This is a genomic window from Aeromonas sp. FDAARGOS 1406 (assembly GCF_019048565.1).
Taxonomy (GTDB): Bacteria; Pseudomonadota; Gammaproteobacteria; order Enterobacterales; family Aeromonadaceae; genus Aeromonas; species Aeromonas caviae.
This window is the reverse complement of the sequence record NZ_CP077378.1, coordinates 1,296,236-1,312,012: the sequence shown is the minus strand read 5'-3', so window position 1 is coordinate 1,312,012 and position 15,777 is coordinate 1,296,236. Positions and strand designations below refer to the sequence as shown.

The 15,777-nt window shown below is 64.7% G+C and carries 17 protein-coding genes; 2 read left to right on the top strand and 15 right to left on the bottom strand.

Translation table 11 applies throughout. The annotated features are described in order from the left end of the window. Positions 1–10 precede the first annotated feature (10 nt). The 6 genes from I6L36_RS05985 to I6L36_RS05960 all read right to left on the bottom strand — a co-directional run bounded on the left by I6L36_RS05985 (position 11) and on the right by I6L36_RS05960 (position 5,299). Positions 11–226: a YdcH family protein gene (locus I6L36_RS05985; protein ID WP_109112482.1), complete on the bottom strand. Its 216-nt coding sequence runs from the start codon at positions 224–226 to the stop codon at positions 11–13. Between the two features lie 276 nt (positions 227–502). Continuing rightward, the gene (locus I6L36_RS05980; RefSeq protein WP_039039859.1) at positions 503–1,093 is read right to left on the bottom strand and encodes a hypothetical protein; all 591 of its coding nucleotides are present in this window, start codon (positions 1,091–1,093) and stop codon (positions 503–505) included. Between the two features lie 11 nt (positions 1,094–1,104). Continuing rightward, positions 1,105–2,451 carry an MATE family efflux transporter gene (locus I6L36_RS05975; RefSeq protein ID WP_010674075.1) on the bottom strand — a complete coding sequence of 449 codons (1,347 nt, stop codon included), beginning with the start codon at positions 2,449–2,451 and terminating at the stop codon, positions 1,105–1,107. A 122-nt stretch (positions 2,452–2,573) separates the two neighbouring features. After that, positions 2,574–4,397: a SulP family inorganic anion transporter gene (locus I6L36_RS05970; protein WP_109112483.1), complete on the bottom strand. Its 1,824-nt coding sequence runs from the start codon at positions 4,395–4,397 to the stop codon at positions 2,574–2,576. A gap of 70 nt (positions 4,398–4,467) precedes the next feature. Then, positions 4,468–5,052, bottom strand: a complete 585-nt coding sequence (locus tag I6L36_RS05965) for a nucleotidyltransferase family protein (protein ID WP_109112484.1) — start codon at positions 5,050–5,052, stop codon at positions 4,468–4,470. Further along, a complete protein-coding gene (locus tag I6L36_RS05960) occupies positions 5,042–5,299 on the bottom strand; it encodes a GNAT family N-acetyltransferase (RefSeq protein WP_041212700.1) in 258 nt (85 codons plus the stop codon). Before I6L36_RS05960 ends, I6L36_RS05965 begins: the two co-directional genes overlap by 11 nt. Before the next feature lie 154 nt (positions 5,300–5,453). Between I6L36_RS05960 and cysM the strand changes: the two genes are divergently transcribed. After that, a complete protein-coding gene (gene cysM, locus I6L36_RS05955) occupies positions 5,454–6,344 on the top strand; it encodes a cysteine synthase CysM (protein WP_042017359.1) in 891 nt (296 codons plus the stop codon). A 15-nt stretch (positions 6,345–6,359) separates the two neighbouring features. Here the strand turns inward: cysM and I6L36_RS05950 are convergent, their stop codons facing one another. The 4 genes from I6L36_RS05950 to I6L36_RS05935 are packed head-to-tail and all read right to left on the bottom strand — an operon-like array spanning position 6,360 to position 10,107. Beyond that, the gene (locus I6L36_RS05950; protein ID WP_109112485.1) at positions 6,360–7,544 is read right to left on the bottom strand and encodes an iron-containing alcohol dehydrogenase; all 1,185 of its coding nucleotides are present in this window, start codon (positions 7,542–7,544) and stop codon (positions 6,360–6,362) included. Between the two features lie 16 nt (positions 7,545–7,560). Further along, positions 7,561–8,088 carry a hypothetical protein gene (locus I6L36_RS05945; protein WP_109112486.1) on the bottom strand — a complete coding sequence of 176 codons (528 nt, stop codon included), beginning with the start codon at positions 8,086–8,088 and terminating at the stop codon, positions 7,561–7,563. Then, positions 8,078–8,668 carry a TetR/AcrR family transcriptional regulator gene (locus I6L36_RS05940; protein WP_109112487.1) on the bottom strand — a complete coding sequence of 197 codons (591 nt, stop codon included), beginning with the start codon at positions 8,666–8,668 and terminating at the stop codon, positions 8,078–8,080. The genes I6L36_RS05945 and I6L36_RS05940 overlap by 11 nt, the downstream gene beginning before the upstream one ends. A gap of 8 nt (positions 8,669–8,676) precedes the next feature. Beyond that, positions 8,677–10,107, bottom strand: coding sequence for a coniferyl aldehyde dehydrogenase (locus I6L36_RS05935; RefSeq protein WP_180911549.1), 1,431 nt, complete (start codon positions 10,105–10,107; stop codon positions 8,677–8,679). A 212-nt stretch (positions 10,108–10,319) separates the two neighbouring features. Here I6L36_RS05935 and I6L36_RS05930 point away from each other — a divergent pair, with 212 nt between their 5' ends. Next, positions 10,320–10,613 carry a hypothetical protein gene (locus tag I6L36_RS05930; protein WP_010674084.1) on the top strand — a complete coding sequence of 98 codons (294 nt, stop codon included), beginning with the start codon at positions 10,320–10,322 and terminating at the stop codon, positions 10,611–10,613. Between the two features lie 54 nt (positions 10,614–10,667). Here the strand turns inward: I6L36_RS05930 and I6L36_RS05925 are convergent, their stop codons facing one another. From I6L36_RS05925 to I6L36_RS05905, 5 genes are all read right to left on the bottom strand, one after another. Further along, a complete protein-coding gene (locus I6L36_RS05925; protein WP_029314241.1) occupies positions 10,668–11,117 on the bottom strand; it encodes a C40 family peptidase in 450 nt (149 codons plus the stop codon). Positions 11,118–11,222: 105 nt separating this feature from the next. Continuing rightward, the gene (locus tag I6L36_RS05920) at positions 11,223–12,137 is read right to left on the bottom strand and encodes a hydrogen peroxide-inducible genes activator (RefSeq protein ID WP_010674086.1); all 915 of its coding nucleotides are present in this window, start codon (positions 12,135–12,137) and stop codon (positions 11,223–11,225) included. A 297-nt stretch (positions 12,138–12,434) separates the two neighbouring features. After that, complete coding sequence (locus I6L36_RS05915; RefSeq protein ID WP_039039849.1) at positions 12,435–13,400, bottom strand: alpha-L-glutamate ligase-like protein; 966 nt, start codon at positions 13,398–13,400, stop codon at positions 12,435–12,437. Between the two features lie 3 nt (positions 13,401–13,403). Next, positions 13,404–14,942, bottom strand: coding sequence for an inactive transglutaminase family protein (locus I6L36_RS05910; protein ID WP_041215543.1), 1,539 nt, complete (start codon positions 14,940–14,942; stop codon positions 13,404–13,406). A gap of 3 nt (positions 14,943–14,945) precedes the next feature. Then, on the bottom strand, positions 14,946–15,704 hold the full coding sequence (locus I6L36_RS05905) for an ATP-dependent zinc protease (RefSeq protein ID WP_010674089.1): 759 nt from the start codon (positions 15,702–15,704) through the stop codon (positions 14,946–14,948). Positions 15,705–15,777 lie beyond the last annotated feature (73 nt).

The window sequence follows — 15,777 nt, the reverse complement described above, 5'->3', positions numbered from 1 at the left end:
GTCGAGGCGTCTAGTGTGGATGTTGTTTGAGGATGTCGTATATCTCCTCTTTCAGTTTAAGTTTCTGTTTTTTCAGATCCTTCACCTCGGAGCTGTAGTCGCTGGCGTGGTGTTTCTCCAGCTTTCTGATCTCCGCATCCAGGGCGTTGTGCAAGTCAAACTTCTTCTGGAAATGGACATCACTGCTCTTCAGTTTCGAGATGAGATCTCTGTACTCCGGAAACATGTAATGAAGCCTCCTTGTTGTCGTTTGATTGTGCCTGCAAGACCAAAGTACCCCTTACTGCCGGGGAGAAACGTGATCCCGATCCAATTCGGGGCCACGGATTTGCTGCATGGGAAGGGCGATTTTTAACTGTTTGAATTACAAGATGATTGCCTGCTGACCCTGGGGCAGCAGAGGAAAGAAGCGGGATCCGCTTCACATTCGGGAGAGGGGGTCTGCAACGGGGCGGGCAACAGAAAGGGGCGCGAGGCCCCTGACTGGAAACGGGTGAGCCGTTTACTCTTTTTTCTTTTTCTTCTCGGGCAGGGGCTTGCCGTCTCTGGCAATCACCTTGCCTGCCTCGAAACCGATCTGCGCCGCCAGCTCTTCCAGATCCGGCGCCTTGGCTTCGTTGCCGATGGCGTACTGGTAGTTGGCGATGGAGATCTTCTCCGCCACCGGTGTGCCCGGGACGATGGGTTCACGCCAGCCCTGACCGATGTGGGCCACCAGGGTGCCGTTCATGATGAGCTCGCCGACGATCTCCTGGGTGGGGATGCCCTTGCCGTAGGTGAGGCCCTGCGGGTGCTTCTTGCCGACCAGAGGCTCTTGGCTTGCGGGCATCAGCTTGGTGCGGATCAGCCACTTGGGCGATTTGGTCTTGCCCACCGCCTTGCCGGTCTGGTACTCGTTGATCTTGATGGTCTTGATCATCTGGGCCGTGAACTCCTTGGTCAGGGCCTTCTGGGCTTCGCTGGTCTCGTCGATGACGATGGGGGCCACATACCAGGTCTGGGGAGCCTGCGCCTTGGGGGTCGCCGGGGCGGTTTGCGCCATGGCGAGCGGGCTGAGCAGGATGGCCGTCAACAAGAGTCCGATTTTCTTCATGGTGATTCCGCTTATGTTTCGACAAGAATTTTGTTTTGCCAGCGACGACTGCGCCAGCGCCAGAACATGGCCAGACCGCGCACCCACTCGTCGCAGGCGAGGGCCAGCCAGATGCCTACCAGGCCATAGCCCTGCATGATACCAAGGAAATAGGCCAGGGGAACGGCAATGCCCCACATGGAGACGAGCGCCATGTAGAGCGGGAAACGGGCATCCCCGGTGGCGCGCAGGGCGTTGATCACCACCAGATTGAAGGTGCGACCGGGTTCGAGGATGAGGCTGATGAGGAAGAGCTGCGCCACCTGGGTGATGATGTCGGCGTCGTCGGTGAACAGGCTGATGATGGCGCGGCCGTTCAGGGCGGCGGCGATGGCGATGGCGGCGGTGACGATGAGGCCGAGTTTCAGGCTCTTCATCAGTTGGCGATAGGCTTGATCGAAGCGTCTGGCCCCCGCCAGGTGGCCGATGATGATCTCGTTGCCAAGGCCGATGGAGAGGCCGAACAGCAGGATGAACAGGCAGATCTGGAAGAAGTAGGACTGGGTCGCCAGCGCCTTGTCGCCGAGCAGGCCGACGAAGGCGGTCACCACCATGAACTGCAGCATCCAGGAGAGGTTCTCCCCCGCCGCCGGCAGACCGATGTGCAGCACCTTGTCCAGCATGGCGCGGCTTGGGCGGACGATCTCGGGCAGACGCAGCCGGATGCCGGTCTTGCGTGCCACCAGCCACACCAGCAGCACCACCCCGACGATACGCCCGGCCACCGTGCTGATGGCGACCCCGGCGACCCCGAGCTGGGGCAGGCCGAACCAGCCATAGAGCAGCAGCAGGTTGCCGACGAAGGTGATGAGGTTGACGATGAGGGTCACGTACATGGCCTGGCGGGTGTGGCCGTGGGCACGCAGGGTGGCGGCCAGGCAGAGGGCCGCCGCCTCCGGCAGCAGGCAAAGCCCGATGATCTGCAGGTAGAGGCTGCCGTCGCTCATCAGGTGGGCAGGCAGGTTCATCAGCGCCAGCATGGTGCCGGCCCCCGCCATGACGCCGACCGCGGCCACCAGTCCCACCAGCAGGTTGAAACCGATGGCGGTGTGGATGACGACGCGGGCTTTTTCCTTGTCTCCCGCCCCCAGATACTGGGTGATCACCACGCTGGTGCCGATGCTGACGAAGCTGAACAGGGTGATGGCGAGATCGAAGACCTGGTTGCCCACCGCGAGGGCCGCCACCCCCTGATAGGAGACGTGGCCCACCATGAAGGTGTTGAGGGCCCCGGTCAGAAAGTGAAGGGCCAGATCGATGAACAGTGGCCAGGTCAGGGCGAAGAGGGAGCCCGGGCCCGCGTGGGATTGAGTCTGCATGGGATATCCAGGTGCTGGCGATGGCCCTCGTCAGGGCCAACTGGAGGGGCATTTAACACCAAGCGGGGGCGGGGTGCAATCCTGGTCGCAGGAGGAGGGGGCCTGTGACCAGAGGATGTGTCTCAGACCGGCGTGGCGCCGGCCTCCTGCTCGCTGGGGCGGGTGAGGCGCGCCGAGTCGGGCAGGTCGTCATCGTGCGGCCAGCGGGTGAGCAGGGCATCCGTGGTGCTCTCCACCCCCTCGTCGTCCCGGAACACCGGCTCCCGGTAGCAGCGGGTCATGCGCAGGGCCTGATACATGTCGGGGCAGAGGATGATGCCATCCTCGCCGACCCGGATCCCCGCCTGTTTGAACCACTGGCTCATCTGGCCGTGCCGACCGGCCATCACCATGTGGATGCCGCGCCGCTTGAGCTCCTTGTGCAGCTCTCCCACCATGCTCATGACGCTGATGTCCTGATGGGTGAAGCAGGCCACCGCATCCACCACCAGGCACCTGGGATTGTGGGGATCCTGCACCAGCAGTGCCAGCACCCGCCGCTTGAAGTAGGGGGCGTTGAAGTAGGTGAGCGGGGAGTTGAAGCGGTAGACTAGGATGCCGGGAATCGCCTTGGCCTGCTCGTTGTCCCCCAGGGTACGCACCACGCCCTCGTCGTCCATGCCGAGCAGCTGGTCGGTGGGGCGCATCACGTTGCGCAGGAACTGGAACAGCCCCAGCAGGACCGCGAGGGTGATGCCCGGAATGACCCCCATGGTCAGCACGCTGACAAAGGTCACCAGGGCGATCCAGAAGGCGGCGCGGTCCGAGTGGCGCAGCGCCCAGAGGCCGCGAAAATCCGTCAGCGACAGGGAGGCCATCACCAGCACCACCCCGAGGGCGGCGGTGGGGATGTATTGCAGCGGCGCCGTCAGGTAGAAGGTGACCAGGGCGATGACGGCGGCGGCGATGATGGAGACCAACTGGCTCTTGCCGCCGTTGGCGTCGTTGACCGCGGTACGCGAATCCGCCCCGCTGATGGCAAACCCCTGGGAGGCGGCGGCGGCCAGGTTCGCCATGCCCAGCGCCCTAAACTCCTTGTCCGCATCAATCTCGTAGCCATTCTTGGCGGCAAAGCTGCGGGCGGTGAGCATCATGGAGACGAAGCTCACCATGGCGAGGTTGAGGGCGGGCAGCACCAGCTCACGGATAAGCCCAGGGGGAAAGTCCGGCATCTGGAAGGCGGGCAGCCCCGAGCCGATGGTCCCCAGGGTGGCGATGTCGAACTGGCCGAGATCGAGCGCCCACACCAGGGCCGCCGTCACCACCATGGCTACCATGGAGGAAGGCCAGGCCGGTCTGTAGCGCTTGGCCAGCAGCAGGGTGAGCAGAGCGGTCAGGCTCATGGCCAGGGTGGGCAGATGGGTCTGGGTAATGTAGCTGGTGCCGTTCAGGATCCGCTCTATCAGGTAGCGCTCGCTGAAGGTGAAGCCGAAGATCTTGGAGAGCTGGCCCACCATGATGGTGATGGCCACCCCGTTGAGCAGCCCCATCAGGATGGGGCGGGAGAGAAAGTCTGCCAGCACCCCCAGCTTGAAGCGGCTGGCGATGAGGCACCAGAAGCCGGTCATGGCGGTCATGGTCATCACCAGTTGCCAGTGACGGGTGGGATCCCCGGCGGCGAGCGGCGTTACCACGGCGGCGATCACCGCGCAGGTGGCGGCATCCGGACCGACGATGAGCTGACGGGAGGTGCCAAAGAGGGCATACACCACCATGGGCAGGATGCAGGAGTAGAGGCCGACGATGGCGCCTACCCCGGCGAGCTCCGAATAGGCGATGGCCACGGGCAGGGCCACGGCCGCGACCGAGAGGCCAGCGCGAAGATCCGGCATCAGCCAGGCCCGCTGGTATTGCAGCAAGGCGGCGAGCCCCGGCAGCCAGCGCTCGAGAGAGAAGAAGTCGCGCATTATTTAACCCATTGAGTTACAAACATCTTTTTCTTAGTGTGCCCAAGGTTGTCGACCCTTTGCAATTCGCTCATGGCCAGTTCACCACAAGGTCAGGCCAGATGCGTTGCCACTCCTTGGCCCTGACCCGTTCGCTAAAGATACGGCTCTCCTGGCGACAGCGCGGATTGGGGCTCACCACCAGGGACCAGTTGGGGGCAAAGCCGTAGGGGGCCAGCCACTCGAACGCATCATCTGCCAGCAGGCGGACCCCGATGCAGGTGGGTATCTCCACCCAGTGGCTGAGGGCCGAGAGCGAGCTGGCAAAAGGAGGCACCTGCTGGCGCAGATGCATGCGGGCCTGGTTGCGCACCTCCCACAACTGGCCCGGCATCCTGGCGGCGAGCCAGGCTTCGTGATCGGCCTCCTTCAATCCAGTCGGATCAGCGCTGTCCAGATAGATAAGATCGATGTCGTTGAGCGGGGTGGGCTCGGCCTTGTGATGGAGGTGATCCCAGATGAGGTTGCGCACAAACCCCGCCCCCAGGGCCCAGTCGGGCAGGGCCAGCTCCCGCGCAGCCCGGAGGCAATCCATGCGCGGGTGATCGGCCCGCAGCAGGGCCTCGGTGCAGGCCCGCAGGTGCGTCTCCCGCAGCGCCCCGGCGTCAACCGGCATTGCGGCGCAACCAGACGTCGATGTAGCTGCAGCTCGGCACTATGGTGAGCCCCTCAGAGAGGGTCCAGTCGTAGAAGCGGCGGGCCAGCTTGTCGGCAATCCCCTGTCCGCGCAGCTCGGGGGGAACCTGGGTGCTGTAGGCGTCCACCGTGGTGGCGTCCAGCCGGCGATAGGCAAGGCGGGAGAGCTTGCCGTCCACGGTGCAGACAAACTGCTGCTGATCGGCCTGGTGAAGGATGTCGCTCATCGGGAGTCCTCTCTGGGTGAATGGGAAGATCAGAACATGGCGGACAGGGTTTGCCAACGCCATTCTTTGCGCCCATGGCGGGCTCGCTTACACTGGCCGGCCTGCGAATGGTCGCAAGGCAAGGTATAGAACATTGAGAGAGGATGGATCCGTCATGGCCTTCGCCACCCTGGACGATCTGATAGGAAACACCCCGCTGCTGGCGCTGCGCCGCATCAATCCGCACCCCGGCGTCACCCTGCTGGTGAAGCTGGAGGGCAACAACCCCGCCGGCTCCGTCAAGGACAGGGCGGCGCTGAACCTCATCAGGCAGGCAGAGGCGAGTGGTCACTTAGCGCCAGGTGCCCGGCTCATCGAGGCCACCTCCGGCAATACCGGCATCGCGCTGGCCATGGTGGCGGCGTCCCGGGGTTACCGGATGCGACTCATCATGCCGAGCAACATGAGCCAGGAGCGGCGCGACGCCATGCAGGCCTACGGCGCCGAGCTGGTGCTGGTGGAAGAGGGAATGGAAGCGGCGCGAGACCTCGCCCTGGCCATGCAGGCGCGGGGGGAGGGGCTGGTGCTCGATCAGTTCAACAACCCCGCCAACCCGGATGCCCACTACCGCTCCACCGGCCCCGAGATCTGGCGCCAGAGCGGCGGGGCGGTCACTCACTTCGTCTCGGCCATGGGCACAACGGGCACCATCATGGGGGTCTCCCGCTACCTCAAGGAGCAGAACCCGGCGGTGGCGGTGATCGGCCTGCAACCGGCCGAGGGGAGCCAGATCCCCGGCATTCGCCGCTGGCCCGAGGCCTACCGGCCCGCCATCTTCGAGCCTGCGCGGGTCGATGGGGTGCTGGATGTGACGCTCGACGAGTCCCTCGTCATGATGCGCCGCCTGGCGCGGGAGGAGGGGATCTGCTGCGGTGTCAGCTCGGGTGGCGCCGTGGCCGGGGCCTTGCGGGTGGCGGCAGAGATCGGGCAGGGGGTGGTGGTGGCGATCATCTGCGATCGGGGGGATCGCTACCTCTCCACCGGGGTCTTCACCCCCGATGCCTGACGGGCAAGGGGCCCGCTACTCCCAGGCCCGCTCCAGCAGGGCCAGCAACTGGTCCCTGTCCGCATCCTTGCGGTTGTAGAGTAGGGCGCCGTCGTTGATGGCGAGATCCCGGATCCCGGGCAGCAGCGTCTTGTCGGTGAGGCCCGCCTCCCGCAGGGTGCGGGGCAGCTTGACCGTCTGCCACAGGGTATCGCGCAGTGCCTGCAACGCCTCGATGGTGGCCTGGGGTCGCCCCTCGGCCGGGGTCGCGGCAAAGCGCTCCGGCCCCACCAGGGGCAGCAGCAGGCGGGCCAGCTCGGGGTCGATGCCGGGCCGGTTGTAGTCGAGCACGGTGGGCAGGAAGAGGTTCATGCAGAGGCCATGGGGCAGGTGGCAGCGCGCCCCCAGACTGTGGCCGAGGGCGTGCACCAGCCCCACCATGGAGTTGGAAAACGCCATGCCCGCCAGGGTGGAGCCCTCCGCCAGTTGCAGCCGCAGCCGCTTGTCCGTCGGGTGGGCCAGCACCCTGGGCAGGGCGGTGGCAATCTTCTCCACCGCCATCAGGGCCAGGGCGTCACTGACCGGGTTCTTGCCGTTGCCGATGAAGGCCTCGATGGCGTGGGTCATGGCATCCATGGCGGTGGCGGCGGTGATGGGCAGCGGCAGCCCCAGGGTGAGGCGGGGATCCAGCACCGCCAGCCGGGGCAGCAGGAAGGGGGAGGTGAAGGGCACCTTGCGCCCGCTCCCTTCATCCTTGATCACCGCCACCAGGGTCACTTCGGAGCCGGTCCCCGCCGTGGTGGGGACCACCGCCAGGGGGTTGAGGGGACGGGTCAGGCAATCCGCTCCGGCATAGTCGAGCAGCCGCTCGCCCCCCAGAGTCGCCAGTATGTTCACCGCCTTGGCGGTGTCGATGACGGAGCCGCCGCCAAGGGCGAGCAGGCTGTCACAGCCCAGCTCCCGGTAGTGGCGGGCGATCCGCTCCACCACGGCGGTGGAGGAGTCTGCCGGGATCTCGTCCCAGATGGCGGCGACCGGCAAGGCCCCTTCGGCCATCACATCGGCCAGCAGGGTGGCGAGCCCGCTGCCGCTGACCCCCTTGTCGGTGAGAAGCAAGGGGCGGCCAGCTCCCAACCCCCTCAAGGCATCCGGCAACTGTTCCAGTGCCTGCTCCCCCGCCATCAGCTTGACCGGGCAGAAAAAATCGTAATAACGGCTCATCCCGTTCTCCTCGTGTTCAACCGGTCAGCAGACCCAGATAGATGTGGCAGGCCCGCGCGAGCTTGCGATGCGGGTCCGGGTAGTGGCGAAGCAGGGGCCGCGCGATGAAGGCGGGCAGGATGAGGCTCTGCAACTGCTCAAGCGCTCGCACCAGGTGCATGGCCGCGTCGAGATCCCCCTCCACCAGCAGCCGGTTTTCGCAAAAGGCCTGGTTGATGCCGAGGCGAAAGCTGAGGGCGCGAAAGGCGACGGCGGGGTGCTTGAAGCGCACCCGCAGGAGGTGGTGGCTGTCATGGGCACAGGTCGAGTGCGTCCTGCCAGCCTCCTCACCGCAGTGCCAGCGCCCCGCGAACTTGTAGAGACTCAGCCCCCGGGTCATGCCGTTTACCTCCAGCCTGATGGTGAGGCCGTCCGGCAGGGGGGCAAGCTCGCGGCGCACCGCCTCGTCGACCCGGGCGGCGCGGCACAGAGTGCGGCCGATGATCCAGAGCAGGCTGCCAATCCAGAGGCGTCTGCCGGTGGCAAGCAGGGCGTCAGGGCGCATGGGAACCTCCGCTGATGGCGGACCAGAAGAGGGTGAAGGCGTTCTCCTGCCAGTGGGGGTCTTCTCCCAGTTCAGGCTGATCGACAAAGAGGGAGGCGCAGGCCAGAAACTGGCCCTGGCACACCTCCAGCATCAAGGCAGGCGGGGCCGACATCAGCTCGCCGCTGGCCTGGCCCCGGGCGAGCAGGCTCGGCAGAAAATGCAGGGTCTCAGCCAGGATCTGGCTGCGCAGGGGGCGGGCCAGCAGGGGGGAGTGGAAAAAGCCCAGCACGAACCTGAGCTCACGGGGGTGGGCCTGCATCCAGCCCATGGCCTGGTGCCAGTAGTGGCGGGCCTGCTCCTGGAGCGGCAGGGCGGCATCGGCCTCGGTGATGGCGGCGCCAAGGCGCAGCTTGATGTCCTGGTAGAGGCTCTGGATCAGCACCTCCTTGCTGGGAAAGTGATGAAACAGGGTGCCATTGGCCACCCCGGCCGCCTTGGCGATGCGGGCGGTGGCGGCGCCCTGCAGGCCATCCTCCGCGCACAGGGCCAGGGCGGCATCCAGGATCTGGCGGCGTTTGTCGGTCATGGTTTCTCGCATCTCGCCTCCTAGCGCAGGAACAGGGCCATCATCAGCCGCTGGTACCAGCGCCGATAGGGGGGGTGAATGAGGGAGCCTGTGCTGAAGCGCCCGCGGCGCAGCACGGTTTTCGCTTTGGAGAAGGTGAGAAACCCCTCGCGGCCGTGATAGTGGCCCATGCCGGAGGGACCGATGCCGCCGAAGGGGGCATCGTCCGCCGCCACCTGGAACAGGCTCTCGTTGATGGCCATGCCCCCGGCGTGGGTCTCCCGAATGAGGCGGCGCTGCAGCGTCTCGTCCAGGCTCATGAGATAGAGCGCCAGGGGGCGGGGCCGGGCCGCCACATAGGCCAGGGCCTCCTCGATGTCGTCATAGGGCACCAGGGGCAGCAGGGGGCCGAAGATCTCCTGCTGCATCACCTGGCAGTGGCCGGGTACCTCGGTCAGCAGGTGGGGCACCAGTCTGCGGGTGGAGTCATCCCGGGCGGGCGTGACGCAGGGGTGGATCTGGGCGCCGGCCTGCCTCGCCTCCTCCAGCCAGGCGGTGAGCCGCTCGTACTGGGGAGCGTTGATGATGGCGCCATAATCCGGGCTCTCGAGCCCTTTGGGGTAGAGGCGGCGAAAATGGGCCTGATAGGCCTCGATGAAGGTCTGCTCCTGCCCCCTCGGCAGCAGCACGTAGTCGGGGGCCACGCAGATCTGGCCGGCGTTGAGGCTCTTGCCGAAGATCATCCGCTCCACCGCCAGGGCCAGGGGCATGTCGGGGGCGATGAGACAGGGGCTCTTGCCGCCGAGCTCCAGGGTGAGGGGGGTGAGCTGGGGGGCGGCCGCGGCCATCACCAGCCGACCCACCGCCGTGGAGCCGGTGAAGATGAGATGGTCGAAGGGGAGGGCGCTGAAGGCGGCCGCGATCTCCGCATCCCCCTCGATGACCACCACCTCGTCACCGCCGAGGGCCTCATCGAGCAGGGAGCGCAGCACGGCGTTGGTGTGAGGGGTGAACTCGGAGAGCTTGATCATGGCGCGGTTGCCGGCGGCGAGGGCGCCGATGAGGGGCCCGAGGCTCAGCATCACCGGGAAATTCCAGGGCACCATGATGCCGACCACGCCGAGGGGCTGATAGTGCACCTCGACCCTGGCGGGGGCCAGCAGCAGGCCGGAATGACGGCGCTCCGGTTTCATCCACCCCTTGAGCCGTTTCTGGGTGTAGTTGATCTGCATGACGCAAGGGAGCACATCGGCGATCAGGCTGTCGTAATCGCTGCGCTGGCCGTAGTCCCGGGCCAGGGCCTGACACAGTGCCTGCTTGTGGCGCAGCAGCCCCTGCTTGAGGGCATCAAGTCTGGCACGGCGGGACGCCAGATCCGGCATGGGGGTGGCCTGGCAGGCCTGCCTGAGCCGATGCAGTTGCTCGGGGAGGGAGAACTTGTCCGGTGAGGCGGGGGTGACGGTGGTGTCCATGGCATGCTCCGCACGAAAAGTGACCGACTGATTAGTCGGTCCAAATCTAGCGATTCGTTGCCGACTTGTAAACCGGGCGAGGGCAGAGGGTGGCTGCCAGTGGGCAGCGTTGCCCGGAACTGTGTCCGGGCTCCCATTTTTGAGGCATCCGGATTGGTCTTCTATCTAATAAGGGGTAATTGTGGGTCACCAACTCGGAGGGAGAACCGCACATGACCAGGGAATTGCATAGCCTGCTGGCCCGGCTGGATGACGTGATCGCGCGCATGCCGGACAGTTTCAATACCTATGAGTTTGCCCAGAAGCTGGCGCTGCAACATCAGCAGGAGTATTTCGCCGCGGGCCACTCCCTGGCGGGCCAGGAGAAGAACCTGCTGCGCCTGCTCCACGAGAAGATTGCCCTGGCGCTGGCGAGCCATGAGGGCGTCATCGAGGGGGCCCTGCTGCCCTGCATGACCCCCTGGGGGGAGCGCGCCACCTCGCCCCGCTGGCACCGCAAGCACTGACCCTGCAACAACATGAAAAGGCCCCTCGGGGCCTTTTCATGTTTGGGGTCGCACCTACTGGACCAGCCTGCGGGCCTGCCAGTAGCGGCTGTTCCAGTAGACGTTGTCGAGGCGCGAGCGGATCACGCCCTTGCTGGTGGAGGCGTGGATGAACTCACCTGCCCCGGTGTAGACCCCGACGTGGTACTGCTGCCAGCCGGTCTTGAAGAAGACCAGGTCCCCGTGCTGAAGACGGTATCTGTCCACCGGGCGGCCGAGGCTCGCCTGGGATTCCGTGGTGCGGGGCAGGGTGAAGCCCAGCACCTGGCTGTAGGCGAGCTGTGTGAAGGCGGAGCAGTCGAGACCGGCGCGGCTGGTACCGCCCATGCGATAGGGCACGCCGCGCCACTGCTGATAGAAGTTGTCGAATGCGCCGCTCTGGCGCACGGGAGGGGGAGGCTCCGGCGTGCTGGAGCAGGCGGCGAGAAGCAGGGCCAGCAGGGGCAGCAGCAAGGTGCGAAACATCTCAACTCCTTGATAGGGCACGGGGTTCATCATAGACGATGATCCTGCCTGGAACCTGAATGACAACGGCATTGAGGAGTGGCCGCCTGTGGGGCAGCCACCGGATCACCCCGCCGGTTTGGGGGTAATGAGCGGCGTCAGCAGCTCGGCAATCTTGTAGAAGGTCTGCACCCGGGTGGTGCTGGGGCGCCACACCAGGCCTATCTCCCGATAGGGTTTCTCCCCGGGCAGGGGGATGGCCACCAGGTCCGTGTTGTCGAGGATGCCCGCATCTATGGCCATCTGGGGCAGGAAGGTGGTGCCAAGACCGGCCCCCACCATCTGCACCAGGGTGTGCAGGCTGGTGGCGGCGAAGGGGTTGATCTTGCTCTTGTCCCGCAGCCGGCAGGCGCTCACCGCGTGCTCCGTCAGGCAGTGCTCCCGCTCCAGCAGGAAGATGCTCTGGTTGGGCAGCTCCTTGTAGTCGAACGGCATGTGCAGGCCCGCCGCCATGTGGGAGGGCATCACCATGTGGAAGGGATCCTGGCCGACGGTCTTGCTGTGGAAGCCGCCGATCTCCACCGGCAGCGCCAGGATCAGCAGATCGAGCTGCCCCTGCTCCAGCTGCTTGAGCAGATTGGTGGTGGTGTCTTCCCGCAGCAGCAGCTCCAGATCCGGATAGGCCTTGCCGCACACCTGCAGCAGCTTGCTCAGCAGGAAGGGGGCGATGGTGGGGATGCAGCCCAGGCGCACCGTGCCGTGCATGACGCCCCCCTGCTGCTGTCCCAGCTCCATCAGATCCCGGGCGTCGGAGAGCAGGTTGCGCGCCCGCGCCACGATTTCCATGCCGACCGGCGTCATGATGAAGCTCTTGTGATCCCGTTCTACCAGTTGCAGGTTCATCATGTCCTCCAGGGTCTGGATCCCGGTACTCAGGGTCGACTGGCTGACATGGCAGGCCTTGGCGGCGCGGTTGAAATTCTTGTGCTCGTCCAGAGCGACCAGATACTGGAGCTGCTTCAGGCTGGGCCAACGTTGCATAGGAGAAACCCGATCGATGCTATCTATTTGATTTGATTAATCTACCATCGAGAAGCCCCGTTGTCGCCGACAAATCGGTGCCCCCTGGCAGGCGCACTGCCTCACGCACATGGGGTGGCCTGCACCGATGGGCTGGTCACCCCTCATTGGTCAGGAGCTTATCCCCTTGTGCCGCGTCATTGAAGGGGGGCCGCCATGGGATGTGACGGGGATCGGTCTTCGGGCGGAGCGCCCTGCGCGCAGGAGCGGCCATAAAAAAACGCGCCGGTGGGCGCGTTTTTGCAGAAGGGGGGTGAACTATTCGTCGAAGATACCGAAGTGATCCTTGGCGAAGTTGACCCGCTGCTCCACGTTCATCTTGACCTGACCCAGCTTCTCGATGGTCTTGAGGTTGGGCACCAGGCCGCGACCGTTGGCGATCTGGATGGCAAGGCCCGGACGGGCGTTGAGCTCCAGCAGCATGGGGCCGCGGAACTTGTCCAGCACCATGTCGGTCCCGATGTAGCCAAGACCGGACATCTCGTAGCAGGAGGCCGCCAGGTTGAGCAGGGTGTCCCAGTGGGGCACCTTCAGATCATAGAGATCCAGGCCGGTGTCCGGGTGGTGGCGCAGCGGGTTGCCAAACTGCACCGCCCGCAGGGCGCGGCCGGTGCGCAGGCACAGGCCCACCCCCACGGCGCCCTGGTGCAGGTTCGCCTTGCCATCGGAAGCCGAGGTGGAGAGGCGCATCATGGCCATCACCGGGAACCCCTTGAAGATGATCACCCGGGCATCGGGGACCCCTTCGAAGGAGTAGCCGTCGAACACGTCGTCGAAGTTGATGAGCCCTTCCACCAGCGCCACGTCGGGCTTGCCGCCGAGGGAATAGAGCCCCGCCAGGATGTTGGAGACATGGCGCTCCAGATCCTGGCCGTTGGCGGCGCTGCCGTTGGGCTTGTAGAAGAGGCCGTCCTCCTGGCGCAGGATCACCAGGATCCCCTTGCCGCCGGAGCCGCGGGCCGGCTTGATGCAGAAGCCCGGCCAGTCCTTCACCAGCTCGGTGATGCGAGTCACGTCGTGCTGCTCGCGGATGGTGCCGATGAGTTCAGGCACCGTCACCCCCGCATCCAGCGCGATGCGCTTGGTCTTGAGCTTGTCATCCACCAGCGGATAGAGGCGGCGCGGGTTGTAGCGGCTGATGTAGGAGTGGTTGCGCTTGTTCATGCCGAGGATGCCTGCCTGGGACAGACTCCACGGACTGGTGTATTTCTGCCAGAACCACATCTGTTACTTGTCCTTACCCGGGGTGGCACCAGACTTCATCTCGTCCACCAGCGGCTTGAAGCGCTTGAGTTCGCTCAGCTTGTAGCCGGTGTAGTTACCCATCAACAGCACGGTCGCCATCAGCACCAGCTGCAGGCCGAGGAAGTTGAAGGTGAGGTGACGAATGAGCTCGTTGTCCATGGCCAGGTAGGCGATGACCGCCACCAGCAGGGAGCCGCCGCCCTGGCGGAACACCTCTTTGGGACCCTCTTCTTCCCACAGGATGGACATGCGTTCGATGGTCCAGGAGAGGATGATCATCGGGAAGAAGGTGATCTTCATGCCGTCGGTCAGCCCCAGCTTGAAGGCGAACGCCGAGAAGATGCCGATCATCGAGATCACCATGATGATGATCGCCGATATTCGGGCGACCAGCAGCAGGTTGAGCCTGGAGAGGTAGGAACGGATCACCAGGCCGGTGCCGACGATCAGCAGGAAGCCGATGAGGCCGGTGACCAGCGAGGTCTGGATGAAGGCGACCGCGATCAGCACCGGCATGAAGGTTCCGGAGGTCTTGATCCCCACGATGACCCGCAGGAACACCACCATCAGCACGCCGATGGGGATGAGCAGCAGACCCTTGAACAGGGCTTGCTCTTCCAGGGGCAGGCTGTGGATGGAGAAGTTCATCATCTCGGATTTTTCGAACTTCTGGGCCAGGGCCACGTTGACCGGTTGCTCCTGCTCGATCATCGAGAAGGTGACGCGGGAGTTGTGACCGCCGGTGACGTCCAGGAGGGCGCCGGAGTTGTACTCCCACAGCAGCAGGTTGGCCGGTTGACCCTGTTCACCGCTTTGCGGGTTGAACAGCTTGTAGTCGGTCGGGCTGTTGAAGACCTGCAGGTAATCCACCAGCTCCTGACGGCGACGGCCATCTTCCAGGCTGAGGGCGTGAACCACCCGGGCCGGGACGTCCGCGTTGTTGAGCAGCTCGGCAATCAGATTGGCGCGGCTCTTGTGGGACTTGAGCAGCTCGGCATTCTGTTCCTGCTTCTCGATCTCCTTGATGATCTCGCGGGTCAGGGTGTAGCCGTCGGCGGAGCGCTCCTGGGCGCGCTCCAGGATCTGCTTCATGGCCGTGGCGTAGGGCTCGCTCTCGATCTGCTTCTCGATGGCGGGCGGCTGCGGGTTGGCGGCGGGCTTGGCATGAGCATCGGCCATCATGTCGACCCGGTAGTAGAGCTCCTGACGGCCGGAGGCGGCGCGGATGGACCACTCGGCGCGGGCATCCCCGTCTTTTTCCACGAACGACAGACCATAGCCCGGGCTCGCGGCGTTCTCGTTCATCAGGGTGAAGCCGGGCTGGGTGCCCGGAATGGCCAGGGAGGCGATCACCGGCTCGCCGGTGGCCTCGAACTCGAGCTTGGCTTCGATGGACCAGATCTGGCGCTTTTCACCCGGCGTGAGCGGGACGTCCAGCGCGATGTGATGATAGAAGGTCATCCCCAGGCCGACGATGTAGAGCAGGGCGACCAGCAGATAGAACGGCTTACGGGAAACCATGGATTATTTCACATCCTTGAGCTTGGGTTTGGGTTGGATATATTCGCGGGCCACGTCGACCACGGCGATGTCTTTGAGGAATTCACGGCCCAGCAGCACGGGGAAGGTCATGTCGCTGCGGTCCTTCAGGGTAAATTCGGCCTTCTCGGTCATGTCGCCGATGCGCACGGCGAGGCGGACCACGGGGCGACGGTCGAGATCGTCGGCGGAAGCCTGACGGACCCGCACGTGACGCACCAGGGGCGCTTCAATCTGGATCTTGTCGTCCATCTCCTGGTGGCTCAGGAAGAAGCGCACCCAGTTCTTGCCGTTGCGCTCGAAGATGGTGATCTCCTGAGCGCTGATGGAGGAGGTGGTGGCGCCGGTGTCGACCCGGGCCTGGAAGGCGTCGTTGGCGGCGTCAACCCAGATCCACTCCGCTTCACCCACCAGCAGCTTGCCATCGACGGTGTGGCCCTGGCTCGGCGCCGGGCACTTCTCGGTGGGAATGGGCATGGCCTTGGGCGGCTCGGGAGGCAGGGTAGCCAGCTTGCTGTCGACTTTCTTCACGGACTCTTTCATGTTGGTGACATCGGTGTTGAGCTGAACCAGCAGGTGCTGTTGCTGCACATACTGCTTCTGTTGCTGTTCCATGGATGTTTGCAGACGTTGCTCGCTCAACGAGATCTCGTTGCGCAGCTCGGCCAGCGTCAGGGTCGGGGCCGGGGGGGCTTTTTCCATACTGACACACCCGCCGAGACTGAGCAGGGAGAGCAGGGTCATTCCTTTTAATTTGCTTTTCATGTCATTCATTTAACTGTGCTTCCTGGAATTGGGTCAGTGTAACTTCCACAGC

Coding starts and splice junctions, on each gene's coding strand:
- I6L36_RS05985 (WP_109112482.1), bottom strand. CDS start 226: ATGTTTCCGGAGTACAGAGATCTCATCTCGAAACTGAAGAGCAGTGAT.
- I6L36_RS05980 (WP_039039859.1), bottom strand. CDS start 1,093: ATGAAGAAAATCGGACTCTTGTTGACGGCCATCCTGCTCAGCCCGCTC.
- I6L36_RS05975 (WP_010674075.1), bottom strand. CDS start 2,451: ATGCAGACTCAATCCCACGCGGGCCCGGGCTCCCTCTTCGCCCTGACC.
- I6L36_RS05970 (WP_109112483.1), bottom strand. CDS start 4,397: ATGCGCGACTTCTTCTCTCTCGAGCGCTGGCTGCCGGGGCTCGCCGCC.
- I6L36_RS05965 (WP_109112484.1), bottom strand. CDS start 5,052: ATGCCGGTTGACGCCGGGGCGCTGCGGGAGACGCACCTGCGGGCCTGC.
- I6L36_RS05960 (WP_041212700.1), bottom strand. CDS start 5,299: ATGAGCGACATCCTTCACCAGGCCGATCAGCAGCAGTTTGTCTGCACC.
- cysM (WP_042017359.1), top strand. CDS start 5,454: ATGGCCTTCGCCACCCTGGACGATCTGATAGGAAACACCCCGCTGCTG.
- I6L36_RS05950 (WP_109112485.1), bottom strand. CDS start 7,544: ATGAGCCGTTATTACGATTTTTTCTGCCCGGTCAAGCTGATGGCGGGG.
- I6L36_RS05945 (WP_109112486.1), bottom strand. CDS start 8,088: ATGCGCCCTGACGCCCTGCTTGCCACCGGCAGACGCCTCTGGATTGGC.
- I6L36_RS05940 (WP_109112487.1), bottom strand. CDS start 8,668: ATGCGAGAAACCATGACCGACAAACGCCGCCAGATCCTGGATGCCGCC.
- I6L36_RS05935 (WP_180911549.1), bottom strand. CDS start 10,107: ATGGACACCACCGTCACCCCCGCCTCACCGGACAAGTTCTCCCTCCCC.
- I6L36_RS05930 (WP_010674084.1), top strand. CDS start 10,320: ATGACCAGGGAATTGCATAGCCTGCTGGCCCGGCTGGATGACGTGATC.
- I6L36_RS05925 (WP_029314241.1), bottom strand. CDS start 11,117: ATGTTTCGCACCTTGCTGCTGCCCCTGCTGGCCCTGCTTCTCGCCGCC.
- I6L36_RS05920 (WP_010674086.1), bottom strand. CDS start 12,137: ATGCAACGTTGGCCCAGCCTGAAGCAGCTCCAGTATCTGGTCGCTCTG.
- I6L36_RS05915 (WP_039039849.1), bottom strand. CDS start 13,400: ATGTGGTTCTGGCAGAAATACACCAGTCCGTGGAGTCTGTCCCAGGCA.
- I6L36_RS05910 (WP_041215543.1), bottom strand. CDS start 14,942: ATGGTTTCCCGTAAGCCGTTCTATCTGCTGGTCGCCCTGCTCTACATC.
- I6L36_RS05905 (WP_010674089.1), bottom strand. CDS start 15,704: ATGACCCTGCTCTCCCTGCTCAGTCTCGGCGGGTGTGTCAGTATGGAA.